Source organism: Kitasatospora sp. NPDC094016 (assembly GCF_040304045.1).
Classification (GTDB): domain Bacteria; phylum Actinomycetota; class Actinomycetes; order Streptomycetales; family Streptomycetaceae; genus Kitasatospora.
The window spans coordinates 33732-51796 of the sequence record NZ_JBEOUK010000033.1; the positions used below are offsets into that span (position 1 = coordinate 33732).

Annotated in this window: 15 protein-coding genes and 2 pseudogenes; 9 read left to right on the plus strand and 8 right to left on the minus strand. The window is 75.2% G+C overall.

Annotated elements, in window-relative coordinates; genetic code table 11:
- Window positions 1-39: 39 nt before the first annotated feature.
- Window positions 40-1581 carry an AMP-binding protein gene (locus tag ABT015_RS26405; protein ID WP_350883208.1) on the plus strand — a complete coding sequence of 514 codons (1542 nt, stop codon included), beginning with the start codon at window positions 40-42 and terminating at the stop codon, window positions 1579-1581.
- Window positions 1582-1647: 66 nt separating this feature from the next.
- Here ABT015_RS26405 and ABT015_RS26410 read toward each other — a convergent pair whose 3' ends face one another.
- Complete coding sequence (locus tag ABT015_RS26410) at window positions 1648-2820, minus strand: sensor histidine kinase (RefSeq protein WP_350883210.1); 1173 nt, start codon at window positions 2818-2820, stop codon at window positions 1648-1650.
- A complete protein-coding gene (locus ABT015_RS26415; protein ID WP_350883304.1) occupies window positions 2817-3614 on the minus strand; it encodes a response regulator transcription factor in 798 nt (265 codons plus the stop codon). Before ABT015_RS26415 ends, ABT015_RS26410 begins: the two co-directional genes overlap by 4 nt.
- A 254-nt stretch (window positions 3615-3868) precedes the next feature.
- Here ABT015_RS26415 and ABT015_RS26420 point away from each other — a divergent pair.
- The 3 genes and pseudogenes from ABT015_RS26420 to ABT015_RS26430 all read left to right on the plus strand — a co-directional run.
- A pseudogene (locus tag ABT015_RS26420) lies at window positions 3869-4582 on the plus strand (glycosyltransferase family 2 protein); the annotation flags it as partial.
- 99 nt (window positions 4583-4681) lie between these two features.
- Window positions 4682-5209: a TIGR04282 family arsenosugar biosynthesis glycosyltransferase gene (locus ABT015_RS26425; RefSeq protein WP_350883306.1), complete on the plus strand. Its 528-nt coding sequence runs from the start codon at window positions 4682-4684 to the stop codon at window positions 5207-5209.
- On the plus strand, window positions 5206-5862 hold the full coding sequence (locus tag ABT015_RS26430) for a class I SAM-dependent methyltransferase (protein ID WP_350883212.1): 657 nt from the start codon (window positions 5206-5208) through the stop codon (window positions 5860-5862). Before ABT015_RS26425 ends, ABT015_RS26430 begins: the two co-directional genes overlap by 4 nt.
- Window positions 5863-5994: 132 nt before the next feature.
- Here the strand turns inward: ABT015_RS26430 and ABT015_RS26435 are convergent, their stop codons facing one another.
- From ABT015_RS26435 to ABT015_RS26450, 4 genes are all read right to left on the minus strand, one after another.
- Window positions 5995-7269 carry an MFS transporter gene (locus ABT015_RS26435; RefSeq protein WP_350883214.1) on the minus strand — a complete coding sequence of 425 codons (1275 nt, stop codon included), beginning with the start codon at window positions 7267-7269 and terminating at the stop codon, window positions 5995-5997.
- Window positions 7266-8729, minus strand: a complete 1464-nt coding sequence (locus ABT015_RS26440; RefSeq protein WP_350883216.1) for an amidase — start codon at window positions 8727-8729, stop codon at window positions 7266-7268. The genes ABT015_RS26435 and ABT015_RS26440 overlap by 4 nt, the downstream gene beginning before the upstream one ends.
- Window positions 8730-9058: 329 nt before the next feature.
- Window positions 9059-9667 (minus strand): cytochrome b/b6 domain-containing protein, encoded by a 609-nt coding sequence (locus tag ABT015_RS26445; protein ID WP_350883218.1) that lies wholly within the window; start codon window positions 9665-9667, stop codon window positions 9059-9061.
- The gene (locus ABT015_RS26450; RefSeq protein WP_350883308.1) at window positions 9651-10373 is read right to left on the minus strand and encodes a molybdopterin-dependent oxidoreductase; all 723 of its coding nucleotides are present in this window, start codon (window positions 10371-10373) and stop codon (window positions 9651-9653) included. Before ABT015_RS26450 ends, ABT015_RS26445 begins: the two co-directional genes overlap by 17 nt.
- Window positions 10374-10627: 254 nt before the next feature.
- On the opposite strand from ABT015_RS26450, the gene ABT015_RS26455 reads away from it, so the two are divergent.
- The 3 genes and pseudogenes from ABT015_RS26455 to ABT015_RS26465 all read left to right on the plus strand — a co-directional run bounded on the left by ABT015_RS26455 (window position 10628) and on the right by ABT015_RS26465 (window position 14219).
- On the plus strand, window positions 10628-11092 hold the full coding sequence (locus ABT015_RS26455) for a hypothetical protein (RefSeq protein ID WP_350883220.1): 465 nt from the start codon (window positions 10628-10630) through the stop codon (window positions 11090-11092).
- Between the two features lie 376 nt (window positions 11093-11468).
- Window positions 11469-11714: pseudogene (locus tag ABT015_RS26460) on the plus strand (glycosyltransferase); the annotation flags it as partial.
- Between the two features lie 90 nt (window positions 11715-11804).
- Complete coding sequence (locus tag ABT015_RS26465) at window positions 11805-14219, plus strand: HelD family protein (RefSeq protein ID WP_350883222.1); 2415 nt, start codon at window positions 11805-11807, stop codon at window positions 14217-14219.
- On the opposite strand, the gene ABT015_RS26470 is transcribed toward ABT015_RS26465, so the two are convergent.
- Window positions 14140-15555 carry a glycosyltransferase 87 family protein gene (locus tag ABT015_RS26470; protein ID WP_350883225.1) on the minus strand — a complete coding sequence of 472 codons (1416 nt, stop codon included), beginning with the start codon at window positions 15553-15555 and terminating at the stop codon, window positions 14140-14142. The two genes, ABT015_RS26465 and ABT015_RS26470, sit on opposite strands and share 80 nt — an antisense overlap.
- 113 nt (window positions 15556-15668) lie before the next feature.
- Here ABT015_RS26470 and ABT015_RS26475 point away from each other — a divergent pair, with 113 nt between their 5' ends.
- Both ABT015_RS26475 and ABT015_RS26480 read left to right on the plus strand, forming a co-directional pair.
- Window positions 15669-16772 carry a molybdopterin-dependent oxidoreductase gene (locus tag ABT015_RS26475; protein WP_350883227.1) on the plus strand — a complete coding sequence of 368 codons (1104 nt, stop codon included), beginning with the start codon at window positions 15669-15671 and terminating at the stop codon, window positions 16770-16772.
- Complete coding sequence (locus tag ABT015_RS26480; RefSeq protein WP_350883229.1) at window positions 16772-17194, plus strand: hypothetical protein; 423 nt, start codon at window positions 16772-16774, stop codon at window positions 17192-17194. Before ABT015_RS26475 ends, ABT015_RS26480 begins: the two co-directional genes overlap by 1 nt.
- On the opposite strand, the gene ABT015_RS26485 is transcribed toward ABT015_RS26480, so the two are convergent.
- On the minus strand, window positions 17169-18020 hold the full coding sequence (locus ABT015_RS26485) for an S-methyl-5'-thioadenosine phosphorylase (protein ID WP_350883231.1): 852 nt from the start codon (window positions 18018-18020) through the stop codon (window positions 17169-17171). The two genes, ABT015_RS26480 and ABT015_RS26485, sit on opposite strands and share 26 nt — an antisense overlap.
- Window positions 18021-18065: the final 45 nt, after the last annotated feature.

The window sequence follows — 18065 nt, forward strand, 5'->3', positions numbered from 1 at the left end:
CCTTGCAACATGGTTGCAAACTACAAGGAAGAAGTGGCCATGAACGACCAGGAATTCGTGAGCGCACCCGCCTTGATCCTCCGGTCCCTCTCCGCCGACCCGGGCCGGCGGGCCATCGTCACCGCCGACGGCGTCGAGATCACCGCCGGCGACTTCGCCACGGCCACCTACCGCCTCGCCCACGAGCTCATCGCCCGGGGCGTCACCCGCGGGGACACCGTCACCCTGCTCACCGGCAACACCGCCGAGGCACTGAGCGCCCGCTACGCCGCGGGCCTCGCGGGTGCGCGGGTGGTGAACCTCTACGACGGCATGAGCACCCCCGTCCTGGCCGAGATCGCGGCGAGCGTCGACACCGCCGTCCTCCTCGTGGACGCCGAACGGTACGCGGAGGCCGCCGAGTTGCTGCCCCTGATCGACGTGCCGACGGTGCTCCGCCTCGGCCCCGGACCGGACGCGATCGGCGAGGACGTGATCGCCGCCGCCGCGAACCGCCCCACCGAGCCGCCCGCCGTCCGGATCGGCCCGGACGACGACCTCGGCATCCGCCACACCGGCGGCACCACCGGGGTCCCCAAGGGCATCCTCAGCCTGCACGGCCCCTACCGCGGCGTCTTCGACACCTCGTTCGGCTCCGGCGGCACGGCCGACGAGGCGCCCCGCTTCCTCGCCGCCACCTCGCTCGCCCACCTCGCCGGGATCTTCTCCGACCTGACGCTCCACCACGGCGGCACGGTGGTCCTCCAGCGCACCTTCGATCCCGGCGAGGTCCTGGCCGCCGTCGAGCGCGAGCGCATCACCAGCCTCTGGGTGCTGCCGCCGCTGCTCTACCAGCTGCTCGACCACCCGGCGATCGGCCGCACCGACCTGTCCAGCCTGCGGCAGATCACGTACGGGGGCTGCGCCGCCTCGCCGACCCGGATCCGCGAGGCACTCAAGGTGTTCGGGCCGGTCCTGGCGGGCGTCTACGGGATGTCCGAGGCGCAGCTGATCTCCTTCCTCACCCCGGAGGCGCACGACCGGATCGCGCAGGGCGGCCAGGTCTCGGTCGGCCGGCCCATCCCCGGCGTCGACGTGGAGGTCCGCGCCGAGGACGGCACCGCGCTGCCGACCGGAGAGCAGGGCGAGGTCCACGTCCGATCGGCCGGACTCATGGCCGGGTACTGGAAGCTGCCCGACCTGACCGCCGAGGTGCTGCGCGACGGCTGGCTGAACACCGGCGACGTCGGCTACTTCGACGCGGACGGCAACCTCTACCTGGCAGACCGGGTCAAGGACCTGATCATCGTGGTCGGCGGGCACGTCTACCCGTCCGAGGTCGAGGACCTCCTGCTCACCCACCCGGCGATCGCCCGCTGCGCGGTCTTCGGCGTGCGCGACGCGCAGGAGGCGGAGCACGTCCACGTCGCCGTCGTTCCCGCTCCCGGGCAGCAGCCCGAGTTGGCGGACGTCCAGGCGTTCGTCACTGCCCGCAAGGGGCGGATCTACGCGCCGGAGGCCCTGCACCTTGTGGACGAGATCCCGCTGACGTCGGTCGGCAAGCCGGACAAGAAGCGGCTGCGCGAGGCCGTGGCCGAGTAGACCGAGCAGGAACAGCGGGCCGAGCAGGCCGCGCGCTCGAAAGGCGGACCCCCGGGACCTGTCTCGTCATTCCCGCCGGGCGCGCGGCGCGGGCAGGGCGATCTCGAAGCAGCAGCCCCCGGCGACGTTGCGCACCTCCGCGCGCCCGGCGTGCGCCTCGACGATGCCGCGCACGATGGCGAGCCCGAGCCCGGCACCGCTCTCGCCGGGCTCTCCGGCGGCCCGGCCGTCGTCGCGGCGGGGCGTGCGGGCGGAGCCGCCGCGCCAGCCCGTCTCGAACACCCGGGGCAGGTCCTGTTCCGGGATGCCGCCGCAGCCGTCGGTCACCGACAGCACCACCTCGTCGGCCTCCCGCCGGGCGGCGACGGCCACCACGCCGTCCGCGGGGGTCGAGCGGATCGCGTTGACCAGCAGGTTGCCGAGCACCCGGGTGATCTCCCCGCTGTCCACCTCGACCGGCTCGGCCGCCGCCGGCTCGTCGGCCACCTGCCGCCCCTCCAGCCGGACGCCGCGCCGCCGGGCCAGCGGGTACGCCCCGGCGAGCGCGTCGTCCACCAGGTCGTACACCGAGACCCGGGTGAGCGAGAGGGCGAGCGCGCCCGCCTGGATCCGGGAGAGCTCGAACAGGTCGTCCACCATGCCGGTGAGCCGTTCGACCTCGGTACCGATCCGCACCAGGTAGCGGTCGGGGTCCTCGGCGACGCCGTCCTCCAGCGCCTCGGCCATCGCCCGCAGGCCGGCCAGCGGGGTGCGCAGGTCGTGCGAGATCCACGCGACCAGCTCCCGGCGGGAGTGCTCCAGGGCCTGCTCGCGCGCCCGGGATTCCGCCAGCCGGGCGCTGGTGGCGGCCAACTCCTCGCTCAGCGCGGCGAGTTCCGCGCCGAGCGGATGGTCTGGCGCGGTGAACCCGGCGTCGCTGCCGACCGTCCGGACGGCCTCGGTCAGCGCCCGGCTGCCGGCCACCACCTGACGGCCGAGCAGCGCGGCGGTGAGCAGCGCGACGACGGCGGCCATGCCGAGCACCGTGATGACCACGCCGAGGTCGTGGGTGGACAGGAACATCGCCTGCGCCACGGCGAACGTCCCGGAGGTCACCGCGAGGACGGTCACGACCGCCACGCAGAACAGGGACAGGGCGACGGAGCGGCGGCGCAGCAGCCGGATCGCCGCCCAGCCGAGCAGGCCGGCCCCGCCCGCGCCGAGGGCGGCGAACAGGGCGATCAGCAGCAGATCCTTCACGCCGCACCGCCCTGCGGGTGGTGCGGCATGGAGTGAGCCGGATCGCGGGTAGCCGGATCGTGCGGCGCCGGTTCCCGGGGAGCCGGGTCGTAGCGGTACCCGACGCCCCAGACGGTGCTGATCAGGGCGGGCGCGGCCGGGTCGTCCTCGATCTTCTCGCGCAGCCGCCGGACGTGGACGGTGACGGTGGAGAGGTCGCCGAAGTCCCAGCCCCAGACCCGCCGCATCAGGCTCTGCCGGGAGAACACCGTGCCGGGGTGCCGGAGCAGGAACGCCAGCAGGTCGAACTCCCGCAGGGTGAGGGCGAGTTCCCGATCCCCCCGGTGGGCGCGGCGGGCCTTCGGGTCGAGCGTGACGTCCCCCGAGCGCAGCACCCCGCCGGCCGGCCCGCCGCCCGTCCCATCGGCCGTCGCGTCGGCGGCCCCGCTCCCCGCCCGGGCGCGGCGCAGCACCGACTGCACCCGCAGCACCAGTTCGCGCGGGCTGAACGGCTTGGTGACGTAGTCGTCCGCGCCCAGCTCCAGGCCGAGGATGCGGTCCGCCTCGTCGCCCTTGGCGGTGAGCAGCACCACCGGCAGCGCGGCGCCCCCGGCGGAGGCCCGCAGCCGGCGCAGCACCTCCAGCCCGTCGAGGCCGGGCAGCATGAGGTCCAGCACCAGCAGGTCGGGGCGGGTGCGCTCGGCGAGGTCCAGGCCCAGCGCGCCGTCGGCGGCCCGGTCCACGTGGTGCCCGGCGCGGGTGAGGTAGCCGGCGACGACCTCGGCCACGGTCGGGTCGTCGTCGATCACCAGGATGTGCGAGGTGTCGTTCACCTCGCCGAGGATAGGAGGCCTCGGCGGCGGACGCGGACGGAAGCGGGCCCGCGTTCGCGTTCCGTAAGATCCGCCGCCCGCACCTCGCCCGACCCGGACCAGCCCAGCCCAGCCCGATGCGACCCAGCCCGATGCGGCCCGGCCGGATCCGCCGGACGGGTCAGCCGCCGGGGCGTCCGACTTCCGTAAGGCTGCGCCGCCGCCGCACCCCGCCGTCCCGCACTTAGCGTGGCCGGGTGACCTCACCCACCTCCCCCGTCTCCCCCGTCGACGTCGTGCTGCCCTGCCTCGACGAGGCCGCCGCGCTGCCCTGGGTGCTGGCGCGGATCCCGGACGGCTGGCGGGCCGTCGTCGTCGACAACGGCTCCCGGGACGGCTCCGCCGACCTCGCCCGCTCGCTCGGCGCGACGGTGGTCGAGGAGCCCCGGCGCGGGTTCGGTGCCGCCTGCCACGCCGGGCTGCGCGCCGCCACCGCCGACCTGGTCTGCTTCCTGGACTGCGACGGCTCCCTCGATCCCGCCCAGCTCCCCCTGGTCACCGGCCCGGTGCTGGCCGGCTCCGCCGACCTGGTGCTGGGCCGCCGCCGCCCGGCCACCGCCGGGGCGTGGCCGCTGCACGCCCGCCTGGCCAACACCGTCCTGGCCCGACGGCTGCGCGCCCGCACCGGCGCGCCACTGCACGACCTCGGCCCGATGCGGGCCGCCCGCCGCGAACAGCTGCTGGCCCTGGGGCTCGGCGACCGCCGGTCCGGCTACCCGCTGGAGATGGTGCTCGCCGCCTCGGCCGCCGGGCTGCGGATCACCGAGACGCCCGTCGACTACCTGCCGCGCGCGGGCCGCTCCAAGGTCACCGGCACCCTGCGCGGCACCCGCCAGGCGATCCGCGACATGCGGGTCGTGCTGGCCGCGCCCCCGCCGACCCTGCTGGTGATCGCCAAATCGCCCGCCCCCGGCCGGGTGAAGACCCGGCTCACCCCGCCGTGCACCCCCGAACAGGCCGCCGCCCTGGCCGCGGCCGCCCTCTCCGACACCCTGCACACCCTGGGCACGATGCCGGCCGGGCAGCGCGTGCTCGTCCTGGACGGCGAACCGGGCGACTGGCTGCCGCCCGGCTGGGAGGTCGTCCCTCAGACCGGCGGCGGGCTGGACGAACGGCTGGCCGCCGCCTTCGCGCACGCGGCCCGGGTGGCCCCGCACGCCCCGGCGCTGCTGGTCGGGATGGACACCCCGCAGCTGAGCGCCGCCGTGCTGGCCGAGCCACTGTCGGCCGCGCGGCGGTCGCGCACGGACGCCTGGTACGGCCCGGCGGCCGACGGTGGCTTCTGGGCGCTGGGCCTGGCCCGGCCGACCGCCGAACTGGCCGCGCGCCTGCTGCACGGCGTGCCGATGTCCACCGCGAGGACCGGCGCGGCACTCCTGGAACGCCTCACCGAAGCCGACTTGACGATCCACCACCTCCCACCGCTCACCGACGTGGACACCGCCGAGGACGCCCGGCGCGTCGCCGCCGAGGCCCCGGGCAGCCGTTTCGCCGCCCAACTGGCAACGGTCGACCTGGAGCCGGAGGTGGCGAGTTGACGACCGCCACCGCCTGGGTGGACGACCCGTTCGCCGAAGCCGTCCGCACCGGGCGCGGCCCGCTCTGGCTGCGCCGCGAGGACGGCCACCGCCTGCGGCTGGACATCGAACGCTGGTGCGCCCCGGCGGCCGGCGCCGACCACAGCCTGCTCCGGCGCTGCGCCCGCCGGGCCGCGCCCGTCCTCGACCTCGGCTGCGGCCCCGGGCGGCTGGTCGCCGCGCTGCTCGCCCTCGGCGTCCCGGCCCTCGGCGTCGACGTGACCAGGGCGGCCGTCGCCCGCACGGTCGGACTGGGCGGCCCGGCGCTCTGCCGCTCGGTCTTCGACCGGCTGCCCGCCGAGGGCCGCTGGGGCGCCGCGCTCCTCGCCGACGGCAACCTCGGCATCGGCGGCGACCCCGACGCCCTGCTCCACAGGGGCGCCGAACTCATCGCGCCGGACGGGCTGTTGCTGGTCGAGGTGGAGCCCGAGGAGGTGGACGAGCAGGTCACCGTCCAGGTCGAGGGCCCGGACGGCCGGCTCGGACCGGCCTTCCCCTGGGCCCGGCTCGGCACGTCCGCCGCCCTCAGGCGGGCCCGCGCCGCGGCCGGGCTGGTCGAGGCGGAGCGCTGGACCTCGCACGGCCGCCGCTTCCTCGCCCTGCACAAGCACTGAGGCGCACAGGGCCGTTGATCTCGGCGGCCCCGGCCTCACCGCCCTGACCCGACGGCGGGTTCCCGGCGACGACGGTGTCCCGGTCCCGCTGCCATGAGGACGGGCCCCGCGGCCCCGCAACCGCGCAGCCCCTCAGCGGGCCCGCCCACCAGCCCGTTCCGCCGCCGCGCCCACCGACGCCGACGACGGCTCCGACTCCGGCTCCGACGACGGCTCCGGCTCCGGGCCCGGTGGCGGGCCGGACTCGGCCGTCGGCAGCACCCGGTCACGCAGCCGCAGTCCGCAGGCCAGGGCGACCAGCAGCACCCCGAGCACCGATCCCAGTACGGTGCGCAGCCCGTACGCGTCCGCGATCCGGCCGAGCAGTGGGGCGGCCAGCCCACCCACCGACATCGCCAGGCCCAGGGTCAGCCCGCTGGCGGTGCCGGGCCGGTTGGGCAGGTAGTCCTGGGCCAGCGTCACCTGGGCGGCGAACGGCAGGAACATCGCCAACCCGAAAGCGACGGTGGCGAGTTCGGCCGCCGCGAAGGTGGGGGCGAAGGCCACGCCGGCCAGGGCGGGGACGGCCAGCAGGTAGCCCAGCCGGATCGGGAGGAGCCGCCCGTACCGGTCGCCCAGCCGCCCGCCGAGCAGGGTGCCCGCCGCACCGGCCAGGGTGAGGGAGGTGAGGGCCACGGCCCCCGCGCCCGTCGAGGTGTGCAGGTCGCGCTGGAGGTGCAGGGCGAGCATCGAGGTCACCGTGACGTAGGGCACCGACCAGCAGACCGTGGCGACCACCAGCCGGCCGAAGGCCCGCCAGTCGTCGCGCTGCCCGCCCCCGGCCGTACCGGCCGTCACCAGCGGCGGCGCGGGGGTGTGGCCCCGGCGGCGCAGCCACGGGCCCTGGGCCGCCCACAGTGCACCCATCACCACCGCGGGGACGGCGAGCAGCCAGCTGCCGGCCAGGCCGAGCGAGCCGACCACCAGCGTCACCAGGGCCGGCGCCAGCGAGGCGCCGAGTGTGCCGCCGACGGAGAACAGGCTCATCGCCTGCTGGGACTGGCCGCCCGCCGCCCTGGCCTGGTTGGTGGCGGGCGGGTGGTAGGCGGCGACGCCGATCCCGGCGAGGGCCACGCAGAGCCAGGTGAGCAGGTAGCTGTCGGCGAGCCCGGCGCAGCCGAGGCCCCCGGCGGCGGTCAGGAAGCCGGCCGGGACGAGCCAGCCGCGGTGACGGCGGTCGACGAGCAGGCCGAAGAGCGGCTGGACCACGCTGGACAGGCCGGTGGCGGCCAGCGCGATCCCCGAGACGGCGGTGTAGCTGTAGTGCCGCTCGGACATCAGGAAGGGCAGCAGTGCCGGGACGGCGCCCTGGTAGAGGTCGTTGACGACGTGGGTGCCGGTCAGGAAGGCCAGCTGGCCGCGCTTCACGCGGTTCCCTCCTCTACCTGGGGTGCGGCGTCCAGGTGTGCGGCGTCCAGGTCGAGCACCGGCTGCGGGGTGCGGTGGAGCCACGGCAGGGCCTGCTCCAGCTGGGCGCCGAGGGCGAGCAGGGTGGCCTCCTGGTGCGGCCGGCCGGTCAGCATGATGCCGACCGGCAGCCCGTCGGGCGTCCAGTGCAGGGGGAGGCTGATCGACGGCTGCCCGGTGATGTTGGCCAGCGGGGTGCGCGGGGTGAAGTCGAGCATCCTGGCGAAGGTCCGTTCGGGGGCGTCCTGGTCGACCAGCGAGCCGACCGGCGGCGCGAGCGTGTCGGTGGTCGGGCTCAGGATGACGTCGAACTCTGCATAGCGGGAGGAGAGTTCGCGGGCCGTCGCCGTGAGCGAGGCGTGTGCGGCGAGCAGGTCCGGGGCGCTGCGGGCACGCCCCTCGGACCGCAGCCAGGCGGTCAGCGCGAGCAGGTCGCCCTCCCGTCCGGGCGGTACCGGTACGGACGCGGCCAGGACGCCCCACACCACGGTGAAGGCGGCCAGGTACTCCGCCGGGCTGAACGGCGGGGCCTCGTCCACCTGGTGGCCCAGGTCGGCGAGCAGGTCGGCCGTGCGGCGACAGCCGAACCGGCTCGGCCCGTCCTGTCCGGCCGTCTCGGGCAGGACGCCGATCCGCAGCCGCCCGGGCGCCCGCTCGGCACCCGCCTGGAAGGTTCCGGCGGGACCGGCGGGCAGCGTGCCGCTGTCGCCGGGCGCGCTGTGCGCCATCACGTCCAGCAGCAGGGCGGTGTCGAACACGGTCCTGGCCAGCGGTCCGGCGGTGGCCAGGCCGAGCGCGTCGGTGCCCGGCGCGGGGGTGACCCGGCCGCGGCTCGGCTTGAGGCCGACGAGCCCGCAGGCGGCGGCGGGGATCCGGATCGAGCCGCCGCCGTCGCTGCCCATCGCGCCGGCGGCCAGGCAGGCCGCGACCGAGGCGGCGGCGCCGCCGCTGGATCCGCCGGCGCCCCGCTCCAGGTCGTAGGGGCTGCGGGCGGTGCCGTGGGCCGTCTCGGTGTAGGCGGAGCAGCCGAATTCGGCCGCCAGGGTGGTGCCGAGCAGGACGGCGCCCGCGGCCCGCAGGGCACCGACCACGACGGCGTCGGCGGGGGCGATCCGGTCGGCGAAGACGGCCGATCCCCCGGTGAACGGGAGTCCGGCCACCGGCCAGGTGTCCTTCACCGAGATCGGCACTCCGAGCAGCGGCGGCAGCTGCGAGGTGTCCTCGGCGGCGGCGAGCCGGGCCTCGGCCGCCGCGGCCGCCTGTCGCGCGCCCCGGTGGTCGACGGTGCGGTACGCGCCGACCGCGCCGTTCAGCCGGTCGATCCTTCGGAGGTAGTGGTCGACGAGGTCGACCGGGGAGACGGTCCGTTCCCGGATCGCGGCGGCCTGTTCGGCCAGGGTCAGTTCATGGAGTTCTGTCATGATCACTCTTAAGTCCTCAGGTTCTCAGGTCCTCTGAGGAGTTACCTTAGAGTGCTGGTCAGAGCGAAAGCAAGGCATACCTAACCTGAGTGTCGGCTGCCCACGGAGTCGGAGGGCCGCCCGCGATCGACAGGGCGGCGAGGGAGGGAGGGAAGATTGGCGCCGGGGTCCAAGGAGCCTTGCAGGATGCCGGTCGTGCACCACGCGTGCGGCTGTCGCCCAACCGCCTCTTGGCCCCACGGTCAGGGGTGCCCCGGCGGCACCCTTCGAGGCGTCCCGGCCGAGCCTGCCACATGCCCCGGGCCACGACAAGACGTCCGACCGGCCGCCTACTCCCGGCCCACCGGGCGCCACTGCGGGTGCTCGCGCTCGGCCCACCGGCGCTCCACCAGCCCGGTCCTCATCCCGAGCCGCGCCTGCGGATCCCGCCAGGCCAGCCGGACGTGTCCGACCACCACCACGGCGATGGCGGCGGCCAGCCAGTCGTGGACGAAGGTCGCCCCGGTCCGCCAGGCGGGCGGAGCGAGACTGGGCAGCCACATCAGCAGCCCGGTGCCGACGATCACCAGCATCGAGCCGAGCGTCCACTGCGCGTAGAGCTTCTGCCCGGCGTTGAACTTGCCCGCCGGCCGGTCCGGGGCGCGGCGCCGGACGGCGCGCAGCCAGGCCCAGTCCGCCGGGGTGAAGCGGCTCAGCCGGGCGGCGTCCGCGCGCAGCGCCCGCGAGGCGAGGCCGAGCAGCAGCGGCACGGGCAGCGCGAGGCCGCACCACACGTGCACCGTCACCACCAGCCGCCGGTTGCCGACCAGTTCGGCGAGCGGGGCGAGGTAGAGGCAGGCCGCCGTGGCCAGGCAGACGCCGGTCAGCGCGGCGGTCGTCCGGTGCACCCAGCGCTCGGCCCGGGTGAAGCGCAGCAGGAGTTCAGCCGGTGGGCGCATCGTCACGTCCGTTCGACCGGCCGACCCAGGCGTCGACGTCGTACCCGTCCCGCTCCCAGTAGCCCGGCTCCACCGAGCCGGTCACGGTGATCCCGGAGAGCCACTTGGCGGACTTGTAGAAGTACATCGGCGCGACGTACAGCCGCACCGGGCCGCCGTGGGTGTGGGAGATGGGGTTGTCCCGCATCCGCAGCGCGACCAGCACGTCGTCCCGTCGGGCCTGCGCCAGCGTCAGGCTCTCGGTGTACGCGCCGTCGAAGCAGCTGAACCGGACGGCCCCGGCCCCCGGCCGCACGCCCGCGGCGTCCAGCAGGTGCGCGAGCGGCACCCCCTCGAACGGGGTGTCCGGCACCCGCCATCCGGTCACGCACTGCACGTCCCGCACGAGCCGCCGCTGCGGCATCGCCCGCAGGTCCGGTAGGCGGAACGTCGCGGGCCGCTCGACCATCCCGTCCACGCTGAGCGTGTAGTCCGCCGCGCTCCGCTCCGGGACGGACGACACCACCGAGTAGTACCGGAATCCGTTGTTGCCCGGCAGCAGCCCGCTCAGCCCGCTCGGGTCCCGTTCGGCCAAGCCCGACTCGGCCCGTTGCAGGTACGGCCCCGCCGCCACCCCGACGGCCCCGAGCCCGAGCAGCCCGAGCACCACCCGCCGCCCCACCGGGGCTCCCCTACCCTCTTCGCCTGTTCTGTCCACGCCCCCGATTGCACCAGCCCGAGCCCGGCCGGCGCGAGGCCCGGCACCGGTCCGTCAGCCTTTCGTCATCTCCGCCCGCAGGCTCCACGGCCGAGCGGACGAGCGGACGAGCGGCGGGAGATCGTTTTCCGGTCAAGTTCGACGATCTTTCGAACCCCGTATTCCCCCGGCTCCGACCACGCCACTACGGTGCCACGCATCCCCGCTGTTCCCCCTCCCCGGCCGGCCGCGACCGCCGGGGCTACCGATCGGACCGGTGCGCCGTGACCAGAATCCTCCGTCAGCTGCGGACCCACGCGGGAAGAGCGGCGGCCGTCGTCGCCCTCCTCGCCGCCGCCCTCACCGGCACGGCGGCCGGAACCGCCACCGCCGCCGCCCCCGCGGCAACCGCCTCGGTAGGCGGGTGGACCTGCCCCGGAACGCCCGTCCCGGACGGTTACGTCATCACCATGTTCAACTCCAGCGGCTGCAACAACCATGGTGCCTGGTTCCAGGCACCCGCCCAGAACCGCCTGTGGACCTGCTCCGGCTCGCCGATCGTCTCCGGCTACGTCCTGACCAACTACAACCCCCAGGGGTGCAGCGGCGTCGGCGCCTGGTTCCACGAACTGGTCCGCAACGGCATCTGGACCTGCCCCTACTCGCCGATCCCGGCCGGCTACCGCAGCACCAGCTACGACGCCCGTGGCTGCAACGGTCTCGGCGCCTGGCTCACCATCAAGGCCTGACCCACACCCGGCGGGGCCCGACCGGAACTCCGGTCGGGCCCCGCCCGCGTCGTCACGCCGTCACGTCGTCATTCCGGGCCGAACACTCCGCACACGCAGCACATGCGGCGCGCGCCGCACACACCGCTTCACCAGCAGAGAAGAAGTCCGCCCGCAGCGGGCGAGAAAAAAGGCACAGGAGGAAAAACCACTCCCGGCCACTTCCAACTTATAACGTACGGGGGGCCTTGCGGCAAGGCCCTGGTCGTGCCGCACAATCGTCGACCTGAACCGGAATCCGCGGAAATTTGGGGTCGCGAGAATGCGTGTGCTGTTGTCGACGTACGGGTCCCGCGGGGATGTCGAACCGCTGGTGGGGCTCGCGGCGCGACTGCGGGACGACCGGGGCGGTTGCCTCGTCGTCGGCGAGGTCGACCAGCAGGCGCTGTTCGGCCGGGTGGCCGAGCCGGGCATCGGCGTGGCACTCGACGGGCCGACCCCGACCACCGAGTCCCTGTCGGCCGCGCTCAGGACGGCCCTCTCCCCCGAGACCCGGGTGTGGGCGACCGCCGCGGCCACCATGATCCGCACCGATGGCGCGGCGCCGGCCGCACAACTGCTGCTCGACGCGGCCGGCCGCTGAGGCGTGCCGGATAATTCCACCCGCCGCCACCCCCGATTTCCCGGCCGACCGCCTGCGGAATCGAAAAGCTCAGAACACCTGGAGCCAGGTTTGTCCCCCATCTCGTCCTCCTCATCCTCCTCATCCGAATCCTCCTCGCCCGAATCCCGCTCGCCCGAGTCCTCCTCGCCCGAACCGAATTCACCCGCCGACGACTGGCGGTCCGGCGAACTGCGGGCGGAGAACGCGTACGTCGGCAGGCTGTACGAGCGGCTCGAAGCCCAGCGCGCGCTCGCGGCCGCCCGGCTGCGCGAGGTCCACCTCCAGGACAAGGGCGGGACGATCCAGGCCCTCCTGGAGCGCGACACCATGGAGATCCACCACACCCGCCGGCTGGCCGCGCTGCACGCCGCCGAGTACGGGCTGTGCTTCGGCCGGATCAACGACGCCGACGGCGAGCGGCAGTACATCGGCCGGATCGCCCTGTCGGACGACGACCACGAGCCGCTGCTCACCGACTGGCGGGCGGCGGCCGCGGAGCCGTTCTACCGGGCGACGCCCGCCGCACCGGGCGGTGTGGTGGCGCGACGGCACCTGCGGACCAAGGGCCGGACCGTCGTCGACTTCGACGACGACGCCTTCGGCGTGGGCGCCCACGCGGGCCGCAGCAACGCCGAGCTCAGCGGGGAGGGCGCTCTGCTCGCCTCGCTGACAGCGGCCCGGACGGGGCGGATGGGCGACATCGTCTCCACCATCCAGGCCGAGCAGGACCGCGTCATCCGCGACGCGCTCGGCGGCGTCCTGGTCGTCCAGGGCGGCCCGGGCACCGGCAAGACCGTCGTCGCCCTGCACCGCGCCGCGTACCTGCTCTACACCCACCGCGACCGGCTGGCCAAGCACGGTGTGCTGGTCATCGGGCCGAACACCACGTTCCTGCGCTACATCGACGAGGTGCTTCCCGCGCTCGGCGAGAGCGAGGTCGTGCTGAGCAGCATCGGCACGCTCTACCCGGGGGTGACCGGGACCGGCACCGAGACGCCCGAGGCGGCCGCCGTCAAGGGCGACGCCCGGATGGCACAGGTCCTCACCGCCGCGCTGGAGGGCCTGCGGCAACTGCCGGAGGAGTCGTGGACCATCACCGTGGGCAGGACCTCGCCCTACAACGAGCAGCTCCGGATCGACCGGGCGCTCTGCGAGCGGGCCCACGCCGCCGCGCACCGGAGCGGCAGGCCGCACAACGCGGCCCGGGCCGATCTGGTGGAGCGGCTCTCCTCCGAGCTGGCCCTGCGGATCGCCCGGGACCAGGAGAAGGACATGGACCTGGACGCCGTGGCGGACCTCGCCGACGCGCTCGTCCACGAACCCGAGTTCCAGGCCGTGGCCCAGAAGCTGTGGCCGCTGCTGAACCCGGAGCAGGTGCTCACGAGCCTGTTCGGCTCCCCGGAGCTGCTGGCGAGCGCCATGCCGGACTTCACCGAGGCCGAACGCACCGCACTCCTGCGCGAACTGCCGGACCCGGAACGGGAGTCCGCCGCCGAGGAGGCCGAGGAGGCCGTGCCCACCGCGACCGCCCGGACCATCTGGACCACCGACGACGTACCGCTGCTCGACGAGGTCGCCGAACTGCTCGGCCCGCTGCCGGGCGCCGCCGTCGCCCGCCGGGCCGAGGCCGCCGCCGAGGCGGCTGAGCTGGAGTTCGCCAAGATCGTCCTCGACGACTTCGGCGTGGGGCTGGTCGAGATGGACGCGAAGATGCTGGCCCGCCAGTACCGCGGCGAGGAGTCGCTCCGGCCGCTGGCCGAGCGCGCGGCCGAGGACCGGACCTGGGGCTACGGGCACGTGATCGTGGACGAGGCCCAGGAGCTGTCCCCGATGGCCTGGCGGATGCTGGCCCGCCGCTGCCCCGGCCGTTCCATGACGATCGTCGGCGACCTGGCGCAGACCGGCGCGCCGGCCGGGCTGAGCTCCTGGGGCCAGGCCCTCGACACGTACACGGCGGGGCGCTGGCGCACGGTGGAACTCACCATCAACTACCGCACCCCGGCCGAGATCATGCAGGTCACCGAAGGCGTCCTGCGGGCGCTCGACCCCTCGCTCGCCGCCCCCACCGCGGTGCGCAGCGGCGGAACCCGCCCGTGGAGCCTGCGGATCCCCGCGGACGGCCGGGCGGCGGCGCTGCGCGGCGCCGTCGAGCGGGAGCTCGCGGCGCTGGACGGCGGCCGGCTGGCGGTCATCCACGCCCCGGACGCCCCGGCCGAACTGCTCGACAGGATCGCCGGGTTGGCAGGCGTCTCGGTCAACGACGGCCCGGCGTCGCTGGATTCGCCGGCCGTCCTGCTGACGGCCGCGCAGTCCAAGGGCCTTGAGTTCGACGCCGTCCTGGTCGTGGAGCCGGCCGAGATCCTCGCGGCGCACGCCCACGGCGTGAACGACCTCTACGTCGCCCTCACCCGGGCGACGAAGTCCCTCGGGGTGCTGCACAGCCGGGACCTGCCGGAGATGCTCCAGGGGCTGGAGCCCCGCTGAGGTCGGCGGCCGTTCTCCCGCGCACCAGGACGCCGACCGCGACGCACGCCAACGCGGCGCCGTAGGCGGCCTGTTGGGCAGCGGCTCCGCCCGCCAGGTAGAGGTACTGCCCGGCGGCCGGGACGGCGAGCCACTCCCAGCGGCCGGTGAGGCCGACCAGGGCCACCACCAGTAGGCCGTACCAGGGGTAGGCGGGCGCGGCGAGGAGCAGGGCCGTGCCGGTGACGAACAGGGCGCCGTCCCAGGGGCGGGCGGGGTCGCCGCGCCGGAGCACCCACAGGGCGACGGCGGCCAGGACCGCCCCGGCGGCCCACGGCAGCAGGGCGTCCGGCAGGAGGAGGGCGAGCAGGCCGAAGCGGTCGAGGTGCCCCTGCTCGTACCCCTCCTCCTTCAGGTAGCCGGGCAGGTAGCCGAGCACGCCGGTGCCGGAGGCGGCGAGGTAGGGCAGGTAGGCCAGGGCGAACGCGCCGAGCGAGGCGCCCAGCAGCAGGGCGCTCTCGCGCGGGCGCCGACGGGCCAGCGCGCCCGGCAGGGCCAGTGCGGGGATCAGCTTGACCGCCACGGCCGCGCCGAGCAGCGCGCCGGCCCGCGTCGCCTTCCGCCGGGCCGCGCAGCCGAGGCCCACGACCAGCAGCAGCGCACCGAGGGTGTCCACGTGCGCGTCGTTGACCGACCACACCGCCACGCCGGGGCACCACCCCCACAGTGCGGCCCGCCGGCCGCCCCGCCCGATCACGAGCAGCGCCCCCGTGGTCGCCACCGCGAGCAGGGCGCCGGCGGCCTGCATCCCGCGCACTCCTCCCCCGAAGGGGTGCAGGGCGAGGAACCAGGCCTCCGCGACCGGCGGGTAGATGGTGTGCACGGCGGGCCGGTTGACGCGGGTGCAGTCGCCGGCGGCGGTGCGCCGCTCGTCCCAGCCGTCGCAGGCGCCGCCGGCCGGCCACAGGTCGGGGGTGCGCAGCCGGGCGAGCGCCGGGTCGTCCGGGGTGTGCGCGTACGGGGAGGTGCCGGCGGCCTGGACGCGGCCGTCCCAGACGTAGCGGTAGGCGTCGTCGCTGGTGCGCGGCGGGGCGAGCAGGCCGACGGCGGCGACGGCGATACTCCCGGCCAGGACCAGCGGCACGATCTGACGGTCACTCACCTGGCGCAGCGCCAGCAGGGCGAGGGCGTACAGGGCGGCGTCGACGGCGTACCAGGCGTACAGCGGTGCGCGGTGGCCGAGCGTGCCGCCGCCGGTGACGGTGAGGGCGAGCGCGACGGTCAGGGCGGCCAGCGCGAGCAGGCAGGGCAGCACGCGGGTGAGCCGGGAGCGGATGCGCGGAGGGCGGTTGGGCACCCGCCCACCCTGCCACCGGGCGGCGGCGCGCGGCCGCAGCGGCGTGGCGCCGTTCGGATTCCGTAAGCACGTCGCGCCGCGGCGAAACCGGGGCCAGGCGGTTCCATGGACGGGTGACCCCGAACCTCCTTCCGCGATTCCGCTCGGCGCTGCACGAGCCGCGCACCGCCGTGGCGCTCGGCCGCTGGCTGGGCGCCGCGCTGCTGGTGTGCTTCCTGACCGGGCTGATCAGCCACGCCCTCCAGGACCCGCCCGACTGGCTGACGCCGTATCTGTCGAGCCGCCCGGTGAACGGCTACCGGGTGACCCAGGGGCTGCACGTGATCAGCGGCCTGGCGGCCTTCCCGTTGCTGGGGGCGAAGCTGTGGACGGTCTACCCGCAGCTGTTCGCGTGGCCGCCGGTGCGCGGCGTGGCGCACGCGCTGGAGCGGCTGGGGATCTTCGTGCTGGTCGCGGCGATGCTGCTGGAGCTGTTCACCGGGCTGTTCGACACCCTGCAGTGGTATCCGTGGCCGTTCCCGTTCCGCCAGACGCACTTCTGGCTGGCCTGGCTGGCCACCGGCGGCCTGCTCGTCCACCTCGCGGCCAAGGGCCCGCTGATCGCGCGGCACTGGCGCCGCCCGGCGGCCGGGCTGCCGCAGCGGCGGGCGTTCCTGGCCGCCGTGACGGCCGCGGTGGGCGTGGTCACGCTCACCACAGCCGGGCAGACCGTCCCCTTCCTGCGCCGGCTGGTCCTGCTGGCCCCGCGCCGCCCCGATCTGGGCCCGCAGGGGCTGCCGGTCAACCGGACCGCCGCGCAGGCCGGGACGGTCACCGTGCCGGCCGACTGGCGGCTCCGGGTGGACGGCCCGCAGCCGTACCGGCTCTCCCTCGCCGAGCTGAACCGACTCCCGCAGTACGACGTGGAGTTGCCGATCGCCTGCGTGGAGGGGTGGAGCTTCTCGGCGCGCTGGACCGGGGTGCGGGTGGCCGATCTGCTGGTCCGGGCGGGCGCCCCGGCCGGCTCGGGCCTGCTGATCACCTCGCTGGAGGCGGACGGCCCGTACCGCGAGATGCGGATGCCCGCCGAGTACGCCGTCGACCCGCTCACCCTGCTCGCCCTGCGGATCAACGGCGAGGTGCTGACGGCGGACCACGGCTTCCCGGCGCGGATCATCGCGCCCAACCGGCCGGGGGTGCTGCAGACCAAGTGGGTCGCGCGCCTGGAGGTGATCTGATGCCCCGGTGGCTGCGTACGGTACTGCTGCTCGGCGGGCTCGCCCTGATCGGCTTCGGCCTGTCGGGCCTGCTCACCGACTCCTACATCACCGCCCCGTTCGACGTGCTGGTCTGGGCCGTGGGCGGGGTGCTGCTGCACGACGGGCTGTGGGTGCCGCTGCTCTGCCTGGTGGGCGCGCGACTGGCGCGCGACTGGGCGTTGCGCGGCTGGCTGGTCGTCGCGGCGGCGGTGAGCGCGATCGGGCTGCCGGCGGTGCTGCGGGACGGCGAGAACCACGGCAACTCCTCCCTCCTGCCGCTGCCGTACCTGCGCAACTGGCTGCTGGTGCTGGCCACCACCGCCGGGCCGGTGCTGCTGTTCGCACTCGTCCGGTGGTGGCGGCGGCGCCCGCGGGTCAGACGCCCGGCAGACCCGTCGTGAGCCCGTCCAGGGCGTGCGAGCAGACGCAGTCCCGGGCGGCGGGCAGGCTCTCCAGCGCCTTGAACAGCACCGTGCGCAGCCGGTCGACGTTTCCGGCGAAGACCTCCAGCACCTCGGCGTGGGTGACGCCCTCGCCGCTCTCCACGCCCGCGTCGAGGTCGGTGACCAGCGCCAACGAGGTGTAGCAGAGGCCGAGTTCGCGGGCGAGGACGGCCTCCGGGTGGCCGGTCATGCCGACCACCGACCAGCCGTTCGCGGTGAACCAGCGGGACTCGGCGCGGGTGGAGAAGCGCGGGCCCTCGATCACCACCAGGGTGCCGCCGTCCACCGGCTCCCAGGCCGCGCCCCGGGCGGCGTCCAGGGCGGCGCGCCGCCCGTCCGGGCAGTACGGGTCGGCCATCGAGACGTGCACCACCTCGGGCCGCGCCCCGCCGGGCAGCGGCAGGCCGTCGTAGTAGGTCTGCACCCGGCCGGAGGTGCGGTCGACGAACTGGTCGGGCACCAGGAGCGTGCCGGGCCCGTACTCCGGGCGCAGCCCGCCGACGGCGCACGGTCCGAGCACCTGGCGCACGCCCAGGGAGTGCAGCGCCCACAGGTTGGCCCGGTAGTCGATCCGGTGCGGCGGCAGGCCGTGGCCGCGCCCGTGCCGGGGGAGGAAGGCGACCCGGCGGCCGGCCACCTCGCCCAGGAACAGCGCGTCGCTGGGCGGCCCGTACGGCGTGTCGACGTGCAGTTCGGTCACGTCGTCGAGCAGCGCGTAGAGCCCTGAGCCGCCGATCACGCCCAGTTCGGCGTGTGGAGCACCGGTTCCCTGATCGATCGTCATCGTTCGTACCCTTCCTCGGGGAGGCGTCCCGGCCACTCTAGGGTC